Below are 22,181 nucleotides of genomic sequence, written 5' to 3'. Positions count from 1 at the left end.
CTAGGACAGTGCAATTCATCTCTCATCTACGTGCGTTTACTCTTCATAGTATTATTTACTTTTCCGGGGCTTATAAGCTATGCACAGCCTATAAATATACAGTTCAATAACTACTCCTTAGAAGATGGACTGTCGCAATCCACTGTATATACATTTCTAAAAGATGATTTAGGGTACATTTGGATCGGCACCAGAGATGGCTTAAATCGATTTGACGCTCATAGCTTTAAAAAGTACTACCCTGATTCAAGCCCAACGTCACTAAGCCATAGAAGTGTTCGCACCTTGGTACAAGATCAAGATGGGATTATTTGGGTGGGAACCGATGGTGGTAGTATAGATCGTTTCAATCCCGAAAAAGAAGAATTTACCAACCTGTGTTCCATTATTGGAAAGCGTGTATGTAATCCCGAGTGGTCCATTCTTTCTATGCAGTACTTCCAGGGGAAGCTCTATTTTAGTACTCGAGAATCAGGGGTATTTAGCTACGATATCAACCAGCAAAAACTGGAACATATTTATGTCACTCAATCTCCAGTTTGGGATGTATTAGTTACCCCAACTCAAGTAATTATAGCTTCAGAACAAGGGGTGATAATTCAGCAAGCGGGTAATTCAGAGCGCTTTTTAAACCGTATTCGAGTTACAAGTTTAGCATTACATAACGACCAATTATTGGTGGGTAGCAGCAGTCAAGGGATCTTCATTCTGGAAAAAAATGGCAGTCAGTTTAAAGCCTTTGATAGGCAATTATCCAATACCAGTATTCGCGATATAACCATCGACAAACAGAATCGAATTTGGATAGCTACAGAACGATCAGGAATATTTTTATACAATGACAAAAGGGTATTGTTTTCAACACTTCGTGCCAAAATTGAAGACCCCAAAAGTATATCAGAGAACTCAATTCGAACTGTATATAGCGATAACGAGGGCGTAGTATGGGTTGGCAGTAATACCTCTGGTTTTGGCAGTTATCACCCTTTGAGGTATCAGTTTCAGCATTATACCACCTTTAATCAAGAAGGGCTGAAAGGGAAAGTCATATTATCTTTTGAAGAACTTGATGAGGAATCGATGCTCATCGGAACCGAAGATGCCGGCCTTTATAGATGGAATAAGAAAGGACGGATGTTCTATCAAATTCCTGGTTTTAATAACTCACCTATAGTTGTTATTAAAAAGAGCGCATCAGGCACCCTTTGGATAGGAACGGATGGAGATGGGTTATATAGAATTCCAGACATTGATAAGCTTCAAGCCAAACAACGAATTCGAGGCTTAAGTGATGATAGCATTCTCTCTTTATATGAAACTTCAAAAGGGGAGCTGATAGTGGGTACTTATATCGGAGTGAATACCATTATTGGTGATAAAGTAACTCAATCATTGCCCAATCGATTCAATACTAAGGATCGTTCAAATACTCAAAGGGTATTGGCGCTGCATGGCTCTCGTAATGGAGATTTATTAATGGGAACCTATTTGCATGGCTTACAGGTGTTTACCGAAGATGGGGAAGTCATAGAACTCAACAATGACGAAGATGAAGATCATCATATTCTGTCAAATCGAGTATTGAGTGTAACCAAGTGTATGCATGGGAATTATTGGGTGGGAACATATAACGGGCTATACAAACTAGATACTTCTTATAAAGTTATTGATTCCTTCTTTACCCAAAATGGCTTGCCAAGTAACGTGATTTATGGAATGCTTATTCATAATGAAAAGGATATTTGGCTCAGTACAAATTTTGGCTTAAGTGCATTTAGTCATAGCGAGAAAAAGTTCCTTAACTATGGATTATCCGATGGCATACAAAGCACAGAGTTTAATGGGGGAGCATACTTCAAATCTAAGGCTGGCACCATGTATTTTGGGGGTGTTAATGGTTTCAATGCTTTCGATCCTTCACAAGTGTATGATGCCCCTACCAGCGGTAACACAGTAATTAATGGTATTCAGATCGAAGGAGTGGAGTATTTAAAAGAAGTGAATGGTGGTGAACTTCGCCTTAAGCCTCAGCAGAATTTTGTTACTATAAATTTCACATACTTGAACTATTTCGACCCTGAACGACAACAATTTCAATATCGATTGAGGGGAGTGTCCGATAATTGGATAGATATCGGGAATACGCGATCGGTGAACTTTTCAGGATTAAACCCAAATTACTACCAATTTCAGATACGCGCTTCTTACACTGGCGAGGATTGGAGTGTTCCGTCTGAAGTAGTTGCCTTCAGCATTGTAGCTCCATTTTGGAAACGATGGTATGTGCTCACAATGATAGCCATACTCAGTGTTCTAGTGGTTTATGGGTTGATGAGATACCGTCTTTTTTATCTTCTAAAAGAAGAAAAGACACGTTCTCGAATAGCAAGAGACCTTCATGATGATCTAAGTGCAACTTTAAGTAGTATAAGTTTCTTTACAGAAGCAGCTAAACGAACAAAAGGTCGAGCTGATTCGGGAAAGTTTTTAAAGCTCATCAATAAAAGTGCCATTGAAGCCAAAGAAAAGATCAATGATATAATATGGGCTATATCACCAGAGAACGACGATTGGAACTCATTACTCACCAAGTTTAAGCGATACGCTTCCGACATCTTAGAGGTATCAGATATTGAATATAGTATCGAACTAAATCAGGTGCCTGAAGGTCGCCCCACCTTGGAGGTGAAGTCTCAACTATGGAACGTTTATAAAGAGATTATTGCAAACACTATTCGTCATTCTTCGGCCACTAAAATCGATATTAGCATCAGCTTAAAAGGCAACTATCTATTGGTTTATATATCCGACAACGGCGTGGGATTCGATCCCATGAAGGTGCATGAAGGCCATGGGCTAAATAATATTAAACAAAGGCTGGAGCAAATTGACGCTGAGTATAAACTCCAAACTCAGTTAAACGAAGGCGTGAGTTATCAATTAAAAATCCCTATCAAATAAAAGACCGCATAAACGGGTAGTGCCATTAGTTGACTGAATAGATATGTTGATTTTAGTCAAGAGAGTATGTCCTAAATGATCTATCATTTCGAAACCTGGCCTTAGTAAAGCCAGGTTTTTTTTATGCCTTAGAGTGGCTTCATTTTTTTGCAATTTTACAGATGAATTTCTGAAAATGATTATATATCCTAAAGCTTAGGACGAAAAAAATTTCAAAAGACGGCATGAAGGGGATCATCTTAGGGGCACTATTAGTTGGAATGAGTATGTTATGTTACGGGCAACCCAATGGCCCAGTACGAAGTGATAACAGTTATAGGGTATACTCTCCACAAGATTATCAATCAGACTTAAAAAACATTCAGGATGCCCAACATCCTGATTCAGTACTTAAACTCTATGTAGCGCTCGCTCGAAATTCTATACACCTATACCCAGATTCAACAGATAATATCATTGATCGAGTAATGAAAATCGATGGGTTATCAGATACTAAAAAGAATGCCTATGCAAATCTCATAAAGGCTGACCATTGGTCACGTCCTAATCCTGATTCATCTTTGAAATACATTATAAGGGCTACCAGCTATTTTGAAGAGTTAGGCATGAATGAAATGGTTGTAAATATGTACCTACGAAAAGGACAACAACTATTTCGGCGAAACGACTACCTAGCCGCAGAAGAAGCGTACTTAAAGGCCAAAGAAATCACAGAAACAACAGACATAGATGAATCTATATACAAGTTAGTGTTAGATCGCTTGGCGAATTTATATATACGCGTGGGGGTAGTTGAAATAGCTTTAGATAGGTACCAAGAAATATTAGAGATAGAATCGGACTTTACTCGAGTGTGTCAAATTAGGCTTAATATCAGTAATGCACTCAAGATGAATAAAGACTTTGAGCTTGCTAAGGAATACCTCTCTGAGTGTATTCAAAAAGATCTACCAGCTATGATGAAAGCAGCTTTACTGCGTTCAATGGGCGATCTTGAAAAGGTTCAAGGTAACTTTAAAGAAAGTGTCAGATATCTAGAAGAAGCAGTATCGCTTCCTAATTTAGTACCCGTTGATCGATTTCAAACCAATCTAATGCTCGCTGAAGCTTATGACGGAGCAGGTGATATGCAGAAAAGAGATAGCTTGATTGATGAAATGAAGTCTATGGACCTATCCAGAATCCAACTACCATCAAAAATCCATTTTTATAGAGTTCAAATTAATAGTGCTCTCGATAACAAACAGTATAATGAAGTAATCGAACTAGCGAACAAAGCAGAAGCTTTGCTCAATAGAATGCCTGCAACTCCTATTTATGGTGAAATTATGGAATCTAAGGCAGAGGCTTATGCAGCATTAGGTAACTACCAACAAGCCTATAGAATTGAAAAAACTGCCTTCAATAATTTAAATGCAGTAGAAACTAGAGGGCGAATCTCTCAAGAAGAATTATATAAAGTACGCTTTCAAATGCGTGACAAAAACGATCAAATCTCTGAAGCCAATTTAGAAATTGATAAGCTTAACACGCGTTTATTGTGGCTATTAGGCATCACTATTTTATTAATTTTGATTGCTTGGCTAATAGTTAACAAAAATAGGGTGCAGACTAAACTTAGAGTGGAGGCTACACGAAACCATATAGCTCGAGATTTACACGACGACCTAAGTGCCACCTTAAGTAGTATTAGCTTTTTTGCAGAGGCAATTCGTAGGAATAATGCTCAATCATCTAATCTTAATGAAGACGATCAAAGCGTAAAATACCTCCAACGTATCGACCAGAGTGCTACCGATGCCAAAGATAAAATAAACGATATTATATGGGCTATTAACCCTGAAAATGATGATTGGACTAATTTCGTAAGTAAAAGTAAACGGTATGCAGCTGATCTATTTGAAAGCAAAAACTTAGAATATGAAATCAATATAGAAGAAGAATTCGATTCAGATATGAATTTGACTTTTCGTCAAGATTTATGGTTAGTATATAAAGAGTTAGTTACCAATCTTGTGAGGCATGCTAAATCTACAAAGGCTCAAATAGATTTGTACCAAGAGGGGAATTCACTTGTGCTGAAAGTATCAGATAATGGCATTGGTATGAGTGAGGAAGAAATGAAAAAAGGGAATGGTTTAAAAAATTTACGATATCGAACAGACCGTTTAAATGGTGAACTTATTATCGATACAAAAATCGGTCAAGGAACAGATATAAAGGTGGTAATACCCAATAAATAACTACCTAAAAAGGTAGTTACTATGGCTAAATTTAGCTGTATCTATAAGTATGATTAAAATTGGCATCATAGAAGACAACGTGTATATGCGTGAAGGTTGGCAGACTATCTTAGATTTCGAAGCCGATCTTTGTGTAACAAACACCTATGACAGTTGTGAAGCAGCTTTTGAGGATGAAAAATTAGCAGCCAATCAAGTTCTTCTATTAGATATTGAGTTACCGGGTATGAATGGCACAGAAGGGGTGAAAGTCATCAAAGAAAAGTACCCCGATATTCTTGTGCTCATGGTTACTATGCATGATGAAAATGAAAAGATTTTCACTGCACTACGAAATGGGGCTGTAGGTTACCTACTTAAGAAAGTATCGCCTTCAGAGCTTATTGAAGCCGTTAAAATGGCTGTTGAAGGCGGGTCACCGATGAGCCCAAACATAGCCCGAAAAGTAATCCATTCTTTCCAGAGGCAACATCAAATTGAAGCCTCTTTAACAGAAACTGAAATTCAGATTTTAACCCATTTAGCCGAAGGCTTGTCTTATAAAGCTATTTCAAAAGAAGTGTTTCTTTCAGTAGATGGTGTGCGCTACCATATTCGAAATATTTATCGAAAATTAGAAGCCAAAAACAGAGCTGATGCCGTGGCCAAAGGCATAAAAGAACGCCTAATTAATCCCACCTAACCCAATTGGCGATACTACCTATTTACACTACATGATTTACTACATAGAATGGAGTGAATATGACCAGGAATTGTAGATTTATATTGATAATACTGCACTTAACTTGATTTGAGTGTGTAAGTCCATTTATCCTCAATTTCCACCTTTTCATGTGGTGAGAATGTACCATCGAATGCATAATGTCCTACAAACTTAACCTCAGTGGGATTATTATGAAAACGCTAAAAACCTTCCTCACCGTAATAATTGCTTTAGTTTGTTCAGCAATTTCTTTTGCACAATCGGATGAAGCACCTTGGTTGCAGAATATAAATGTGGAGAATAATACGAAGTTCACAGCCATGGCTATGGACGTTGACGATAACGTTTACCTAGCAGGTAATATCGATCAAGGTAGCTTAATTATGGATGCCCAAAATAGAGTGTGCGGCGTAAATACATCCGTAATTATTAAAATAAACAAAGAAGGCTCAGTGGAATGGAATCACTGTTATTCTTCTGGTGACATAAGTGATATTGCATATAGAGAGGGATCGATTTATTTCACGGGTACATCAAACAATGGGTTTATTGTAAAGCGAGTAAACGCTGATACCGGAGTTGAAGTAACAAACGCTAATGGAGTAGCTGCCATACTTAGCGTGAATGATACCGGTACAGTAGGAGCTAATGGTTATGGTATCGACATAATAGTACGAGATGGGTATGTATATTTTGGTGGTATGATTACTGGAGCAGGATTTAATGTAAAACGAGAAGGTTCAGCTACAGGGGCAGGGGAGTTGCCTAGTAATTTAAGCCCACGTGGAGTGGATGATTTTTATATAGGTAGAATTGATACCACCTTCGATTTATCACAACTTAAAATGATACAAGCTGGCCATGCAAATATTGCTGAAATCAGTGATAAATTTGAAGTGATTCCAAATGGTACTAATGTATCTGCCAGGTTTGAAACACATGAAGCAACCTTTGTTTTTGATAGCACGAACTATTCCAAAAGTGTAAACAATGATTTTGAATCTCTGATTTACACTTTTGATTTCGATACAGAAACCATTTACCCCACAAATGTAAGAACGAACGAAATTACGCATCTTGTTGCTCGACCAAATACATCCTTAACTGGCTTTGTATGGTTAGAAAAAACTTCGGCTAATCAATACACCTTATACAGAGGTGAAAATGCAGGTGTTTTTGCAAGCAGAGCGATAACATCTTCAATGAGTACAGACTTTACAATAACTGGATTTGTGGGTGCTGCAGATTCGAATACAGATTTTTATACTATGTTTGGCTATACCGACGCCTCAAATGCCGTATTTAGTTCAATAAATTTCTATCCTGCAAATAGTACTAACGGTCGGACGAATCTTTACGCCATTATCTTTACTAACACTACTCTTAATGTTGGAGATATTGAAAATTTAGGAGAAGTAGATGGTAGTAGAGCAAATGATTTATATGCATTTGATGATTCACAAGGAACACGGTATGCCTATGCGGGATCGTTGGATTTAAATACCGAATTACTACTAGGTGCACAGAATGTAGATGCGGGTTCAGTGAATTACTTCGTAGGCTCATTTTCACCTAAATACTTTAAGTTTTTATATCCAGAAAATGGAATGGTGCTTAAACAATATGAAGTGGATACGCTTCATTTTCAATTTGAGGATGTAGCCGTTTCTTCAAATATAGCTATAAACAATGTTGTTATTTCAGATGATAACTTCGCTACTACAACTACGGTTCAAACATCAAACACAAACCCTATTTCTCGTTTTAAGAGAGAATGGGATAAGCCTGATACCTTCCAAGGCACTTATCAGATGGCTTACCCTAACCAAGACACCATTTCTTTCTCTATAGAAGCCGCTGGGTTATTAACCTCTAGCCAAGGGAGTATAAACTTTGGTAATCAGTATATGCACAGAACCTTGCGTGACACAGTAGTATTCACTAACAACGGCACGGCTAGTACCACCATCGACTCGGTGAAAATGATAAATGGTACAGATTTTAGCATTCTTCGTGCCCCCGCAGGTGTAATTGGAATTGCTCAAAAAGATACCTTAGTCGTAGAATATCAGGTGACTTCTACAGGTCATTCTATTGATACTGTCCAGATAAACCATACAGGGGCCTATGGACAAATTAATTTCATTGTCCAAGGAACGGGGCTAAATGTTATCAGTGAAGCAAAGTTTGCTGCCGACTCGAATGCAACTCCTGTAACCAATGCATTTAACCCATTCATAGGGGCCGATAGTACTCAGGTAAATAAAGCCGATACCGTAACAACATATATTGTAAGCGTTGGTACGGATAGCTTAAATATTGACTCAGTATCATTTGCTAGCGGTGCGGCATTTAGATTGGAATCACCACCTATTACCCCTTTAAGCTTGCTGCCAACTCCTGAAAATGATTTAGCAGATAGATTGTTAAGGCTAGATATCATATTTGAACCCACCGAGTTCAAGAATTACAAGGATACCATTTTTGTACAAACCAATTCCATTGGCTTTGAAAATGGGCTTATAGAAATTCCACTCCTCGCTATAGCCAAAGATACTTTAGGGCGATTAGAAGCACTAAGTCCTATAGTTTTTAATTCCGTGTTAAGCGAAAATGATACCGCGGATGTATTTATTTCTTTGAAGAACACAGGATTAGATGATCTAATTATAAGTAGTGTTTCATTTTCTGACGATTACTTTGAGCTGGGACAAAGTATAAGTAGCGATAATAGCGTAAACCCACTGGTAACCACCGAGGTGGCAAAGGGACAAACAATTGGTGTAGCTTTGCAAACCCGGCCAAATTTTTACGACTTGCCGAATGACACAACACTCTTTGAGACTATGACAATACACCATAGTGGGTCAGGTGGTAAATCGACATTCGATGTTGAAGTGAATTTGGAGAAAACAGAACCCGTAATTCAATTTAAGCAAGTGTTTACATCGGGCGTTGATGCAAATTATCCTTCTGGATATGTGAATACACAATATGATGGAGTTCCTATTCAAGAGTATAGAACGGAAGTCATCGAGTTTTATAATAAAGGAACAGATACGTTAACCATTAATGGATTAGCTTTTCAAAAACAGCTTGATAATCAAATCATTCAAGATGACCGTGTTACGGTAGTAGTTTCAAGCAATAATGAAATACTTGCTCCTGGCGATACTGGAATTGTAAATATCGATTATGAGTTGTTCGAATTTCTAGATTTCGCAATAGGCTTAGAATTATACACGGATGCTGTTAAAGTACTGTATCAGGTTAGTCAGCATAGTTCTGTATCAGAAGCACCATTAGAGGAAGGTAAATTCAATTTCAATTATTATGGAACAGGAATTGTACCAACTCTAAATGTTCAGATGTCTGAAATCCTAACCGATACTATTCATCCAAGCTTCGTGAATGTGTTGTTCCAAGCTACCGATCCTAATGGTGTAGGTATCACATTCCTAGATCAAGCGAATCCAGATCAGTTAGTAGGAGGCGAGCCCAAACCGAATTTCTTCACGCTGAAAGAAGGAACCTCTGTAATTGCCCCTGGTGATGCGGAATCCGATTTCCAAATTCTAAAACAGGATGCCATTGACTTCGAAATCAACACGGCGCTGGTATTAGATAAATCAGCCTCTATTGGTTTTGCGAATCTACCACTAATTAAAGAAGCCGCTATAGAGTTAGTTCGAAGTATAGAGGAGGATCAAAGAATTGGGATTTACACTTTCTCATCTCAAGTACAAACCGTCCAGTCGTTTACTTCCGATACCACACAGTTAATCAATGCAATTAACAGCATTCAATTATCAGGTTCTTCTACAAACCTATTTGGGAGTGTTGTAACATCTGCTGGAGACTTAGATGCTCTTATCAATTCTACACTTGATAAAATTACCCGTGGTAACATTGTAGTATTCACCGATGGGGAAGAAAATACAGGGCAGTACACCATTCAAGAGGTGCAAACTGCAACGGCAAATATAGATGTTTATGCCGTAGGTGTAGGAGATGCCAATCAAACCCAGCTTCAGCAAATTACAGGCTTTAGTGGTCGTGTATTCCAAGCTGATGACCCCTCAGGATTGGCGGCAGAGTTCAAAAAAATTCAGCGTGAGATCGCAAAAATTGCAAATAGCTTTTATTGGATCAATTACATCAGTCCGAAAAGATTTGGAACCATAGATATCAGCGTTGCAGTGGATAACAATCAATACTTTGGTTCAAATAATGTACTAAACACTTCCTTCGTAGCCGATGGCTTTAGTGACGTCTCTGCGCAGGTAGTAGTAAACCAAAATTTCCCAGAAATATTTGGAGTAGATACACTCTATGTTCCTGCCAATGGAGATACGGTTGTAACCGCTGTAACCATCTTGAACGATGCTTCACCTACCTATAAATGGGAAAGTTCAAATGAAAGCAAAGTGGTTATCAATCCAAGCAATCAAAGTGGTAGTACCGCTGAATTAATCGCTTCTGGAGTGGATGGAGATCAAATAACGGTAACGGTAACAGATACCTCAAATATTGATTTACAAGGGGTAAACCTCTCGAAGTCAATTATAGTGATTCTAGGGCCGGAACAAGCCATTCCAGATTACAAACTAGATATCTTAGCGGATCAAACAGGAACTTTTGAATTGGGTAATTCTGGATTAAGTATAGAGATTACTTCCAATACAGGAGATGGATTCTCGATTACAACAAGTGTTGCCGAGAATCCCGGTACAAATTATCCAAATGGCGTAGAGTCGATATATCAAGATATCTACTGGATTATAACGCTAGAATCCACTGGCACCCCTGAGTTCCAATACGATCTATCTGTGGATGTTTCAGGATTTACAATAGATGTCCCAGAAAAAATCACACTGCTAAAACGAATAGATAGTTCTTCCTCATGGACTGACTTAAGCGAAGCAGGTCTAAGTGTCAGCATAGCAAACAATACACTGTTAGTTACAGGTTTAACAGACTTCAACGAATACGCAGTGGCGGTAAGAAGTGAATCTATCAGTACAGAACGTGTTTCAGATACACCAAACACCTTCTTGTTGAGTCAAAACTATCCGAATCCATTCAACCCAAGTACAACGATTAACTTTGCATTGCCTAATGCAACCGATGTGCGCCTTGAGCTGTTCAACACCTTAGGGCAAAAAGTAATGACGATAGTGGATGGTAGATACAATGCTGGATGGCACAGCGTAATGGTAGACGCTTCGTCCTTATCATCGGGGATGTACATCTATCGAATCGTTACTCCAGAGTTCAACACCACACGTAAAATGATGTTACTCAAGTAGTATATGAAGGTCCTTACAGAGGATAAGTTCATTAAAAACCCAGTTTGGATAAAGCTGGGTTTTTTTATTTCACTAGCAGTCTATTTTTCACGATATTCCGAGCCTAAATAAAAGACTTAATCAAGAATAACCCATCTGTGAAAGAATTTATTAGAATTGCATCGGGACAAGGCTTTTGGGGAGATCTACCCATAGCCCCAGTTAATCAAGCAAAAAAAGGCCCAATCGATTACCTCGTAATGGATTACTTAGCTGAAGTAACCATGTCGATAATGCAAAAACAAAAAATTCGAAATCCTGAATGGGGATACGCTCGCGACTTCGTGGGTGTGGTTGAGCAAGTACTTCCAGAAATCCGCGATAAAGGGATTAAAGTTATCAGCAATGCAGGTGGGGTGAACCCAGAAGCTTGTAAGGATGAAATCCTTAAGATTGCACGTGAACAAGGCTACAAGAATTTAAAAGTAGCGGTAGTAGATGGAGATAACATCCTTCCACAAATTGATGAATTGATTGCCGATGGACATCAATTAAACAATATGGAAACGGGCGAGCCTATCACCACCGTTAAAGATCACCTATTGAGTGCAAATATCTATTTTGGATGTCGACCCATTGTTGAAGCTCTAAAGCAGGGTGCAGATGTAATTATCACAGGCCGAGTTACGGATACAGGACTTACACTCGCACCTATGATTCATGAATTTGGTTGGGATTACGAAGATTATGATAAGATGTCGGTAGGTACCATCGCAGGTCATATTCTTGAATGTGGTGCTCAGTCATCAGGGGGTAATTTCACGGATTGGGAAAAAGTAGAAGACTTCACAGATATCGGTTTCCCAATTGTAGAAGCCTATCCTAATGGTGAATTTTTTGTAACCAAGCACGAAGGAACAGGCGGCTTGGTAAATGCAATGACAGTGAAAGAACAGTTGCTGTATGAAATTGGTGACCCGAAAGACTATATCACACCCGATGTTATTGCAGACTTCACTTCAATTAAAGTAGAAGATGTTGCTAAAAATCGTGTTCGAGTACACGGTATTACTGGATTCAAAGAAACAGATTCATATAAAGTATCAGCGAGTTATAACGACGGATATAAATTATCAGCAACCTTAGTATATTCTTGGCCAGATGCTTTAAAGAAAGCTCAGAAGGGTGCAGAGATACTTGAAAAAAGAGCGGAAGCTTTAGGTTTAAATCTTACCGAGTTTCATAAAGAATACATCGGCTATAACGGAGTGGGTGAAAAACCAGTAGATAATACTGATTCTGTTGATGACCTAGATGAAATTCAAATGAGAGTTTCTGTAACGGGGCCAGATAAAGCTGATTTAAATAGATTCGGCATGGAAATAGCTCCATTGATTTTAACAGGCCCAAGTGGCGTTACAGGCTTTGCCGGTGGTCGCCCAAAAGCGAGTGATGTAGTAGCATACTGGCCGGCGCTATTAGCCAAAGATGCAGTTCAACCAAGAGTAACTGTTTACGAAATTTAAATAATCAAACTAACTCAATTCATACGATAAGATGAAGATCGCAATTATAGGAGCGGGTGTTGCAGGATTGACAGCCGGACGAATTTTAGCTGAAGCCGGACACGAAGTAATGGTATATGAAAAAAGCAGAGGCCTTGGTGGTCGTTTAGCTACAAGATATGCCGGTGAAAACAACCAAACGAAAGTAGACCACGGTTTACCTTACATCGAAGAAACTTCAGAGAAAATTCAACCAATGCTTCAAAATTTGGTGAATAAAGGGAAATTAGTTCCTTTTTCAGGTCCTTTTATGCACCTTAATGAAGCAGGTGAGTTGAGTCAGTTTTACCCAACTAAGAAGAGATACGTTGCCCCTATGGGGATGAATCAAGTTGGTAAAGAGTTAGCGCGTTATGTGGATGTTCAAACCAACACAAAAGTGAGTGGAGTTACTCACATTGGTGAAGATCGCACTAAGAAAAGATCTTGGATGTTAAATTTCCCAACGGGCGATGCAGTAAATGTAGATGCCGTGGTAATAGCAACTCCTTCTAAACAAGCGTATGCTATCTTAAACACAACTATTGATGAAGTGGCAACCCTTAAGTTGCTACGAGAAGTTGATGCCGTTGAATACGATCCTTGTTTCTCGTTAATGGTTGGTTACGGTGATGCCGATGTTCCAGAATGGAGCATGATGGAATGTGATCACCCAATTATCGCTTCTATAACCAACGAAGTTTCGAAAAGAGGGGAAAGCACAGAGTGTTCGTTTGTAATTCAAACTACCGCTGAATTTGCTCGCGCAAACAAAGATGCTTCAAAAGAAGCTGTAGAAGAAGAAATACTCGATGCCCTTGGTGAAATTACCGGTGGGTGGAGTACACTTCCAGCTTGGAGTGAATTACACTTCTGGAGATACAGCAAAGCCATTAACCCACTTCCTTATCCTTTTATGGAAGTTGTAGGGAATGATGCACCGATAGCATTGATTGGTAGTTATATGAATGGTGATTCTGTTGAATCAGCCTATCTATCAGGTTTAGCATTAGGACAATTCTGGTCTGATAAATTCAAAGATTAGCCGTAGATGAATTCGTAATAGGATGTAGATTTGGGAGCTCTAAAACAACTTAATAGTTATCTAAAGAAGTATAGGGTTTCTCTCATCTCAGGCATCCTGTTTCTAACAGGCGCTAATTTCTTCCTCGTTTGGATACCAGTGCTCATCCGTAAAACCATGGATGAAGTAGAAAATCTAAACGAGGCTAATGTTGAAGCAGGCAACAACCTATTTGAAACGCTCTTTTCTACTGAAGCAGGATGGATACTCGCTGAAAACGCAGGGTATCTCCTAGGATCAGTTGCACTCTACGGAATTTTATTATTCGCTACACGCCAAACACTCATCGTTTCATCGCGGAAAGTTGAGTTCGATATGCGAAATGAAATCCTCCAAAAGCTAATGAGTCTTCCGCAACGATTCTACGCTAAGTACTCATCAGGAGAGATTTATGTACGAGCCACTGAAGATGTAAACAAGGTAAGAGAGTACTATGGCCCTGTTATCATGTATAGCATCAACACTTTAACACGGGCTGCTTTTGTAATCACAATGATGTACATCGTCAGCTCCGATCTGATGTTTTGGGCATTGATACCATTGCCATTCATATCGATATTTGCCTATTGGATAACGGGGTATATCCATAAACACTCTACCATCATTCAAGAGCAATATTCTAGACTATCGGGGCAGGCTAACGAGACCTTCTCATCCATACGCTTAATAATAGCCTATAACCGCATTGACAACGAGCAATCTAAGTTTGAAGCTTTAAGTGAAGACTATCGAAAGAAAAAGCTTCGATTAGATATGATAGAATCACTCTTTCACCCATCCCTAAACTTTTTGATCGGTATATCACTCCTGATCGTAATTTGGCAGGGCGGGATGATGGTAATAGAAGGAAGTTTGACAATCGGTAATATTGCTGAGTTTCTTATCTATGTAGCATACTTAACCTGGCCCGTAGCAGCACTTGGCTACACCACGAATCGTTTTCAAAAGTCCCTTGCCTCATGGAACAGAATCGCCGAAGTTTTAGATCGACCAGTCGAAATTGAATCTATCAATGATATCAAAGATGATGGAGTGTTTAAAGGGGATATAGAATTCAAGAATGTGAGTTTTGCGTACCCAGATACAGAATCGAAAGTGTTAAAAGATGTGAGCTTCAAGATTAGGGCAGGGGAGCAAATCGCTTTTGTGGGACGTACAGGATCAGGCAAAACAACCCTCGTACAGGTAATACCGCGCTTATTCGACCCTACGGAAGGGGAAGTTCTTATAGATGGCCGAAATGTAAAAGAAGTTGAATTAGATCAATTAAGAGCATCTATAGGTTTTGTTCCACAGGATACATTCTTATTTTCGGATACGATTGGCGAAAATATATCGTTTGGTAGTGAACATGCCACTCCTGAAATGATTGAAAACGCTGCTGAGAAGGCTCAAGTGCGAGATAATATTTTGGATTTTGAAAAAAAATTCGAGACTATCCTAGGTGAACGAGGGATAACATTATCGGGTGGGCAGAAGCAAAGAACAGCAATAGCACGGGCTCTGATAAAAGATCCCCGAATATTAATTTTTGATGACTCACTAAGTGCCGTAGACACTAAAACAGAGGAAGCGATTCTTAGTCATTTAAAAAACGAATTGAGTGGCAGAACGACTATTATGATTAGTCACAGAATATCGACTATTAAAAATGCCGATAGAATCTATTATCTAAAGGATGGTAATATCGTAGAAAGCGGTACCCATCAAGAACTTTTAGATATGGAAGGACATTATACAAGCATGTATAACAAACAAATACTAGAACAAGAATTAGCGGAAATATAAAACTGGGAAAGTTTAAGTAGCGCTAAAGCACCTTATATAACAGAACGGGAGACAACAATGATAGTAGTTCCATTAGGAGTAGCCTCAGCAACCCCAACAGCGGTTCGGCATTTACCAGCAGTAGCATTATGGAGAGAAGGAAGTGTATTTCTTTTTGATTGTGGCGAAAACGCCCAAATGCGTATGCTTCAAGCCGGTATTAAGCGTTCAAAAATAGAATGCATCTTTATTTCACATTTTGATGTTGATCATTATTCAGGGTTAATCGGGTTATTATCCACTTTACAATTACAACGCCGTGATAAGCCATTGAGAATGGTAGGCCCAAAAGGACTTCAAGAGTATATTGAATGGAATTTGAAGTTCTCGGACATCGAAATCGGTTTCGAAATTATTTTTATTGAAGTTGAGCACGACACGGATGCCGCTGTTGTTATCGATGAAGAAGATTATATAGTTGAAGCTCGTGCTCTTAAGCACCGTAGATTTTGCCTAGGTTACCGTTTCCAAGAAAAAGATAAGCCTGGTAAAGTAAACGCTGAGTTAGCAAACGAATTAGGTGTAACAAAAGACGAAGACTTCAAAGCCCTTAAAAATGGGGAAGACATCACTCTTGATGACGGCACTGAAGTTAAATCAGTAGACATTGTAGGTCATCCACGTCCAGGGGATAGTTTTGCTTACGTTACTGATACCGAGTATTGCCCAAATGCAGTTAAACTCGCACTGAATACCAATATCCTTTATCACGAAGCTACTTTTAGTGATAGCTTAGCGGATAAAGCATCAGAAACGGGTCACTCTTCAGCTAAAGATGCAGCTCGAGTTGCAACTGAAGCACAAACTAAGTTATTAGTGATTGGCCATTTCTCAGCGCGTTATACCAATCCACATGTGCTATTAAAAGAAGCTAGAGATGGGTTCTATCCAGCTTGGTTAGCAAATGAATTGCGACCAATTTATACAGATCCTTCTCATGAGCGCGGAATTTTGACCGCTAAAGTAGAGTTAAGAGACTTAACGAAATCAAATGACAGCCGTGGTGGCGGTGGCCGCAGTGGTGGACATCGTGGGCGTAGCGGTGGTGGCGGTGGTTACCGTAGTAACGACCGTGGTGGTGGAAATCGCAATTTCAGACCTCGTCGTAGTTCAGGCGGTGGTGGAGGCTATAGAAGCAACGATCGCAGAAGTAGTGGCGGCGGTGGCGGTGGTTACCGAAGCCGTGATAACAATCGAAGTGATGGTGGTGGATATAACAGCCGTAGCAATGATGGCGGAGGCTATAGAAGCCGAAACAGAAACCATCGTGACAGCTCAAGCAGTGGACGAAGTAGTGATAACAAGTGGAATTCAGATTCTAACCGCTCATACTCATCTCGTTCATCATACGACGATCAAGATAGATTCTAATTAAATCGCATTGAGTAAAAATAAAGATTCAAAAGCCGTCGATAGAAAACTAATTCGGCGGCTTTATTTTTTTATAAAACCCTACAAATGGTTTGTAGTTCTAGCCATCGCCTTAACCTTAGGCGCATCCTTTCTGGGTACCGTTCGGCCTAAACTAACCCAAATTGCTGTTGATGAGCATATCGCTATCAACGACACTGAAGGACTACTGAATATCATATTGTTATTGGGTTTAGCACTTCTAGGTGAATTCACCTTACAAGTGATTAATACCTACCTAACCCGTTGGTTTGGGCAGGGTGCACTCTATTCACTTCGGAACTCCGTATTCAAAAAAATCAAAAGTCTCAACGTTCAGTTTTTTGATAAAAATCCAATTGGCCGATTAATCACGCGAACCACAAGCGACATTGAAGCATTAAGCCAATTATTGTCGGATGGGGTAGTGGCTATTATTGGAGATCTATTCCGAATCATTTTCATTCTTTACTTCATGTTTAGCATGAGCTGGGAATTGAGTTTGGTTACAATTGCCATCTTACCAGTACTATTTTACGCAACCTTCTGGTTTAAGAACAAAGTTCGCTTGGCTTTCTTAGATGTTCGTGATCAAATAGCACGTCTGAATTCATTTGTTCAAGAGCATATAAATGGCATGGATGTGGTGCAGTTGTTCAACCGTCAGGAAAAGCAGTTAGATAAATTCAATAAGATTAATGCAGCACATAAAGGTGCGCATATTGAAACCATATTCTATTTCTCCATTTTTTGGCCCTTAGTTGAAGTATTAGCAAGTTTTGCAATGGCTCTTGTGGTTTGGTATGGGGGCGGTAGAGCATTGATGGGCGGAGTTACCTTTGGGGTACTTCTTGCCTTTATTCAGTACGCACGTCAATTCTTTATGCCAATTCGAGGGTTATCTGAAAAGTTTAATACTCTGCAATCAGCGCTCGCATCTTCTGAACGAATTTTTAATGTAATGGATGTGGAAAGTGAGGTTGTTGAAACTGCTTCACCCGTAAAAATTGAAGATCCCAAAGGACGCATAGAATTTAAAAATGTGTGGTTCCGCTATAATGAATCGGGCGATTATATTCTTAAAGATGTTTCTTTTGTTGCTGAACCCGGTGAGGCTATTGCCATTGTTGGAGCTACTGGTGCAGGGAAAACAACAATCATTAACTTGTTGTTTAGATTCTACGATATTGAAAAAGGGGAGATAACCTTAGATGGGGTGGATATAAGAGATCTTAGTTTAGCTGATCTTCGATCGCATTTTGGATTAGTACTCCAAGATAATGCTCTCTTTTCAGGTACTATATATGAAAACATTACATTGGGCAATACGGAGATTACTCGCGATGAGGTGATAGAAGCCGCACATAAAGTGGAAGCGCATCGCTTTATAGAAAAACTTCCGAATACCTATGATTATAAATTACGTGAGCGTGGAGCTTCATTATCGATGGGGCAGAAGCAATTGATTTGCTTTGTACGTGCACTGGTTTATAATCCTCAGATCTTAATTCTGGATGAAGCTACTTCAAGTGTAGACTCTGAAACTGAAGCACTAGTTACTGAAGCTAGTGAGAAGATGATGCAAGGTAGAACATCCATTGTAGTGGCTCATCGATTGTCTACTATTCAAGGTGCGAATCGTATTCTTGTAATGCACAAAGGGGAAGTAAGAGAGTCGGGTTCCCACCAAGAACTACTCACCAAAACCGATGGCCTGTACAAGAAGCTTTATGAGCTACAGTATCGTGATCAGCTAGTTGAAGACTAAGATAAACGGGACTTAGAGCTCAAATTTCTCGTCGATCTAATTCAGTTTTCAACATCACATACTCTTTTGAAGCATCGCTAGTAATAGATGTATTTTCATTAGCACGACGAACTAGATACGGGAATGTATTTTCAACTGAGCCATAGGGGAGGTATTTCATGGTAAGAACACCATGTTTGGCCAAATTGAATGTGATATTATCGCGCATACCGTATAACTGGCAGAACATAATATGAGGATGTTTCTGCAATCCACTTTCTTTTACGCGTTCAAAAAGACGTAAACTGCTTTCCTCGTTGTGTGAAGCACAGCAGAATGCTATTTCTTCATAGTGTTCAAAACTATAATCAATCGCTTCATTGAAGGCATCATCAGTATGTTGCTTCGATGGTTGAATAGGATTTTCGATACCGAATTGTGCAGCTCGTTCCGCTTCTTTTTCCATGTAAGCACCACGTACAATCTTGGCACCTAGTATCACTTCATCTTTTTGTAATAAAGTATGATGGTGTACTAATCGTTCGTACGACGACTTCAAATACATTTGATAAGTGTTGTAGATAATAGGATCGCTATGATTGTACTTTTTCATCATTGCAAGTACGAGCTCATCAATAGCTTCTTGAACCCAACTTTCTTCAGCATCTACAAAAACACTTACTTTTCCTTCATAGGCGGCTTCACATATACGTTCAAAACGCTCTTCAACCTTGGTCCATGCTTCTTGATCCACTGTGCTTTTGATTACATCGTGTTCACTGTATTTGTGAAGGAGATCAAAATCCGCAATCGCTGTTACTTTAACACTAATAATGGGGATAGCAGAGTTGCCAGATGCGAAGCGAATAGCCTTTAAAAACTCGATGGTTACATTCTCATATTCATCTTCTGAGTCTTTAGCTTCAGCACCATAATCCAGTACCGTTTTAACACCATACTTATCTAAGCGCTGAACCACATTTTTACAATCTTCAAGGTTCACACCTCCGCAAAACACTTTATAGAAAGTGTGATAGATCATTCTGTTAGCAAAAGGGAGTTTCCACTCTACAGCATTCATGCCAAGCTTACTGAGCATTAATACCAATTCCGGATAATTGTGCATTAATCCGAAAATCCATTTTGTTAGCCTAAGATCGTGTGATGATTTGTATCTGAACGCTGTTTTGGTATCAGAGAATAGTTCCTGCATATTGAGGTGCCCCTGTATTTCGTGTCTAAAAAAAGCCGGTCAATAATAACTAAAAATCTTTGGAAACTTCACTCCATTTTACAAATTATGTGATTTGAAGCCGGTAAATATTGAGTATGTCCACAAACCTAGATAAGCTCTCTTGCTACTACGTATGTTTTTAGGAAATAACTCGCAAAGACGCACAAAAAGTTCCGGTGAGAGCTGCACATGATTCCACTTCATCCATTTTTTGAACCATGGAAATGGAGTATGGTCGAAATCAACAATGGCAACTATACCATTTGGCAAGAGTAGTTTGTGAATGAGGGGTAAAAGTTTCTCATATTGCTGTATGATTGTAAGCGAGTAAGAGCCTACAACCAGATTAAATTTGGTGTCACCCAAATCTAAGTTGAATACATTAGACTGAAAAAATGTGACCCTATCATCCTTTATTTTTGATTTAGCAATTTTGAGCATTTCTTTAGACTGATCTACTGCTATAATCTGAGCCGAAGGGTATATTTCTAGCAGCCATTTTAGATGAGCACCTGTACCACAACCCACATCGAGTATGCGAGCACCATTAGGTAGATTGGGTAATAATCGAATGAGTTTTTTACGCCCGAATAGGATCGTCCACCGTGTAATGTCGTAGATACGAGCATGGAATCGATAATATGAATCAACACTCCTAAACATTTACCTGGGCTAGAAAAGTACGTTGATAGGTGTTCACACGATCATTCATATCAAGATAGTTCTCATCAATGGGGAGGAGAGTGCAATGATCTTGTACAATTTCAGGGAATTTATCGAGAGTAGGATATACTGACCTAAAGAGGATTTTAGCACCGGGCTTGGCGCGCTTGATGATTCCCCGCCAAAGCTGTTCGAGTGCTTTAGGATTTTTGTCGATAAACCAATCCATATGATCGAGCAAGATGAAATGAGAATAAGTATGAGCGCTGTTTTTTAATGCAGAGTAGGTAGAGGTAGTACTTAGTTTGATTCGATTTACTTTAGCACGGATTTGTGAAGCATACTCTGTTTTGAGATAATTAGGGCATACCTGAGTGTTGTACTTACCCTCTATATACAACCTCCAGAAATAATTCTCTTGTGCTCCTTGGCGAACAAAAACGTTTTCGATTACTTCTTTCATATAACGATTGAGCCCCGAAGTGCCTTTTAGTTGGTTACTAGGAACCCCAGCTAAACTTAATACCCATTCATTCTTCCAAATTCTTTGGCCAAACCCACTCCAGAGCTGCGGGTATATTTTAGTTCTATAGAAGTCCCTACGATTTTCTTCACCTTTCATGTGGATGAGTTCAATCACATGCTCATAAATTCCTTTTTGATGGAGTAGTAGTCTCAATAGCTGAGCAAACCTTCCACTTAAACTATGCTCATAGAACCCTCTATCATTCATGAACCAGTGGATGTTCTGCTTCCAATACGCATAAGTCGAATTAGATAGGACCTCTTTAACAGAGCTTAAATAATTGATAGCGTTTTTCGATTTCCCAGTAATAAATAAATCTTGCAGACGGTCTACTTGATCTGTTATATAAAATGCTTTTTTAAGTTCACACAGGTCGTTTTGATATGGATTTAGGTCAACACTGTGAATACTGTGAACATCATCGAGTAGGTAATCGAATGCGTTATCTCCAGCACTTGTAATCATAAAAATATCACTACTCGCATCCATTTGAAGTAAACTTCTATCAATGGCGGGATCTTCCCAGCATGTATTGTATATAAGAAAGTGTGAGGTGAGTGTATTAAACCACCAATCAGAGAGCAATTTTTTCATTGTTCAAAATTAATACAAAATAGAAGAAGGTTCAGAGGAAAGACCCAAACAATTACGCTTCAATTTTGTATTTTCGAAATCTTAAATAAACATGAGGAACTACATGAATACTCAGGACACCAAAAAACGACTAGAGCAAAGCTTAGAAAAAGCATCTGACAAGCTTGAGCAGAAAGCTATTGAGAACTATGATAAGGCCTTAGATCGTTTGAAATACGAGAAAGAGAGACTTGAACGTGAACTTAGACATGAATATAGAAATGCACGCCGCTATGTTCGCGCAAACCCAGAACAAGGGTTAGGAGTAGCCTTTGTTGCTGGCTTAGTACTTGGAGTTATTTTAACTCGCGGCGGTAAAGACTAATTATTACTTACGAA

13 protein-coding genes are annotated in these 22,181 nt (G+C 39.1%); 10 read left to right on the top strand and 3 right to left on the bottom strand.

The annotated features are described in order from the left end of the window. Positions 1 to 30 precede the first annotated feature (30 nt). The 9 genes from B155_RS0102480 (at position 31) to B155_RS0102440 (ending at position 18,807) form a co-directional block, all read left to right on the top strand. Positions 31 to 2,961, top strand: a complete 2,931-nt coding sequence (locus B155_RS0102480) for a sensor histidine kinase (RefSeq protein WP_018126660.1) — start codon at positions 31 to 33, stop codon at positions 2,959 to 2,961. A 224-nt stretch (positions 2,962 to 3,185) separates the two neighbouring features. After that, positions 3,186 to 5,204, top strand: coding sequence for a tetratricopeptide repeat-containing sensor histidine kinase (locus B155_RS0102475; protein WP_018126659.1), 2,019 nt, complete (start codon positions 3,186 to 3,188; stop codon positions 5,202 to 5,204). A 49-nt stretch (positions 5,205 to 5,253) separates the two neighbouring features. Further along, positions 5,254 to 5,886, top strand: coding sequence for a response regulator (locus B155_RS0102470; protein WP_018126658.1), 633 nt, complete (start codon positions 5,254 to 5,256; stop codon positions 5,884 to 5,886). A 212-nt stretch (positions 5,887 to 6,098) separates the two neighbouring features. After that, the gene (locus B155_RS12805) at positions 6,099 to 11,216 is read left to right on the top strand and encodes a VWA domain-containing protein (protein WP_169331261.1); all 5,118 of its coding nucleotides are present in this window, start codon (positions 6,099 to 6,101) and stop codon (positions 11,214 to 11,216) included. 137 nt (positions 11,217 to 11,353) lie between these two features. Then, positions 11,354 to 12,721: an acyclic terpene utilization AtuA family protein gene (locus tag B155_RS0102460; RefSeq protein ID WP_018126656.1), complete on the top strand. Its 1,368-nt coding sequence runs from the start codon at positions 11,354 to 11,356 to the stop codon at positions 12,719 to 12,721. A gap of 31 nt (positions 12,722 to 12,752) precedes the next feature. Continuing rightward, the gene (locus tag B155_RS0102455) at positions 12,753 to 13,784 is read left to right on the top strand and encodes an NAD(P)/FAD-dependent oxidoreductase (protein WP_018126655.1); all 1,032 of its coding nucleotides are present in this window, start codon (positions 12,753 to 12,755) and stop codon (positions 13,782 to 13,784) included. Positions 13,785 to 13,814: 30 nt separating this feature from the next. Next, positions 13,815 to 15,611, top strand: a complete 1,797-nt coding sequence (locus tag B155_RS0102450; protein WP_026167149.1) for an ABC transporter ATP-binding protein — start codon at positions 13,815 to 13,817, stop codon at positions 15,609 to 15,611. A 57-nt stretch (positions 15,612 to 15,668) separates the two neighbouring features. Then, positions 15,669 to 17,021: a ribonuclease Z gene (rnz, locus tag B155_RS0102445; RefSeq protein ID WP_018126653.1), complete on the top strand. Its 1,353-nt coding sequence runs from the start codon at positions 15,669 to 15,671 to the stop codon at positions 17,019 to 17,021. Positions 17,022 to 17,031: 10 nt separating this feature from the next. Beyond that, entirely contained in the window at positions 17,032 to 18,807 is a 1,776-nt protein-coding gene (locus B155_RS0102440) for an ABC transporter ATP-binding protein (protein WP_018126652.1), read from the top strand. Positions 18,808 to 18,826: 19 nt separating this feature from the next. Here the strand turns inward: B155_RS0102440 and B155_RS0102435 are convergent, their stop codons facing one another. The 3 genes from B155_RS0102435 to B155_RS0102425 all read right to left on the bottom strand — a co-directional run bounded on the left by B155_RS0102435 (position 18,827) and on the right by B155_RS0102425 (position 21,803). Then, complete coding sequence (locus B155_RS0102435) at positions 18,827 to 19,999, bottom strand: proline dehydrogenase family protein (RefSeq protein ID WP_018126651.1); 1,173 nt, start codon at positions 19,997 to 19,999, stop codon at positions 18,827 to 18,829. A 78-nt stretch (positions 20,000 to 20,077) separates the two neighbouring features. Continuing rightward, complete coding sequence (locus B155_RS0102430) at positions 20,078 to 20,683, bottom strand: class I SAM-dependent methyltransferase (protein ID WP_018126650.1); 606 nt, start codon at positions 20,681 to 20,683, stop codon at positions 20,078 to 20,080. Next, complete coding sequence (locus B155_RS0102425) at positions 20,676 to 21,803, bottom strand: DUF3419 family protein (protein WP_018126649.1); 1,128 nt, start codon at positions 21,801 to 21,803, stop codon at positions 20,676 to 20,678. The genes B155_RS0102430 and B155_RS0102425 overlap by 8 nt, the downstream gene beginning before the upstream one ends. Positions 21,804 to 21,906: 103 nt before the next feature. Here B155_RS0102425 and B155_RS0102420 point away from each other — a divergent pair, with 103 nt between their 5' ends. Then, positions 21,907 to 22,167: an ElaB/YgaM/YqjD family protein gene (locus B155_RS0102420; protein ID WP_018126648.1), complete on the top strand. Its 261-nt coding sequence runs from the start codon at positions 21,907 to 21,909 to the stop codon at positions 22,165 to 22,167. Positions 22,168 to 22,181: the final 14 nt, after the last annotated feature.

Origin of the sequence: Balneola vulgaris DSM 17893, assembly GCF_000375465.1 — a bacterium.
Taxonomy (GTDB): Bacteria; Bacteroidota; Rhodothermia; order Balneolales; family Balneolaceae; genus Balneola; species Balneola vulgaris.
Note: the sequence above shows the minus strand (reverse complement) of the source record. Positions and strands in the feature narration are given on the sequence as shown.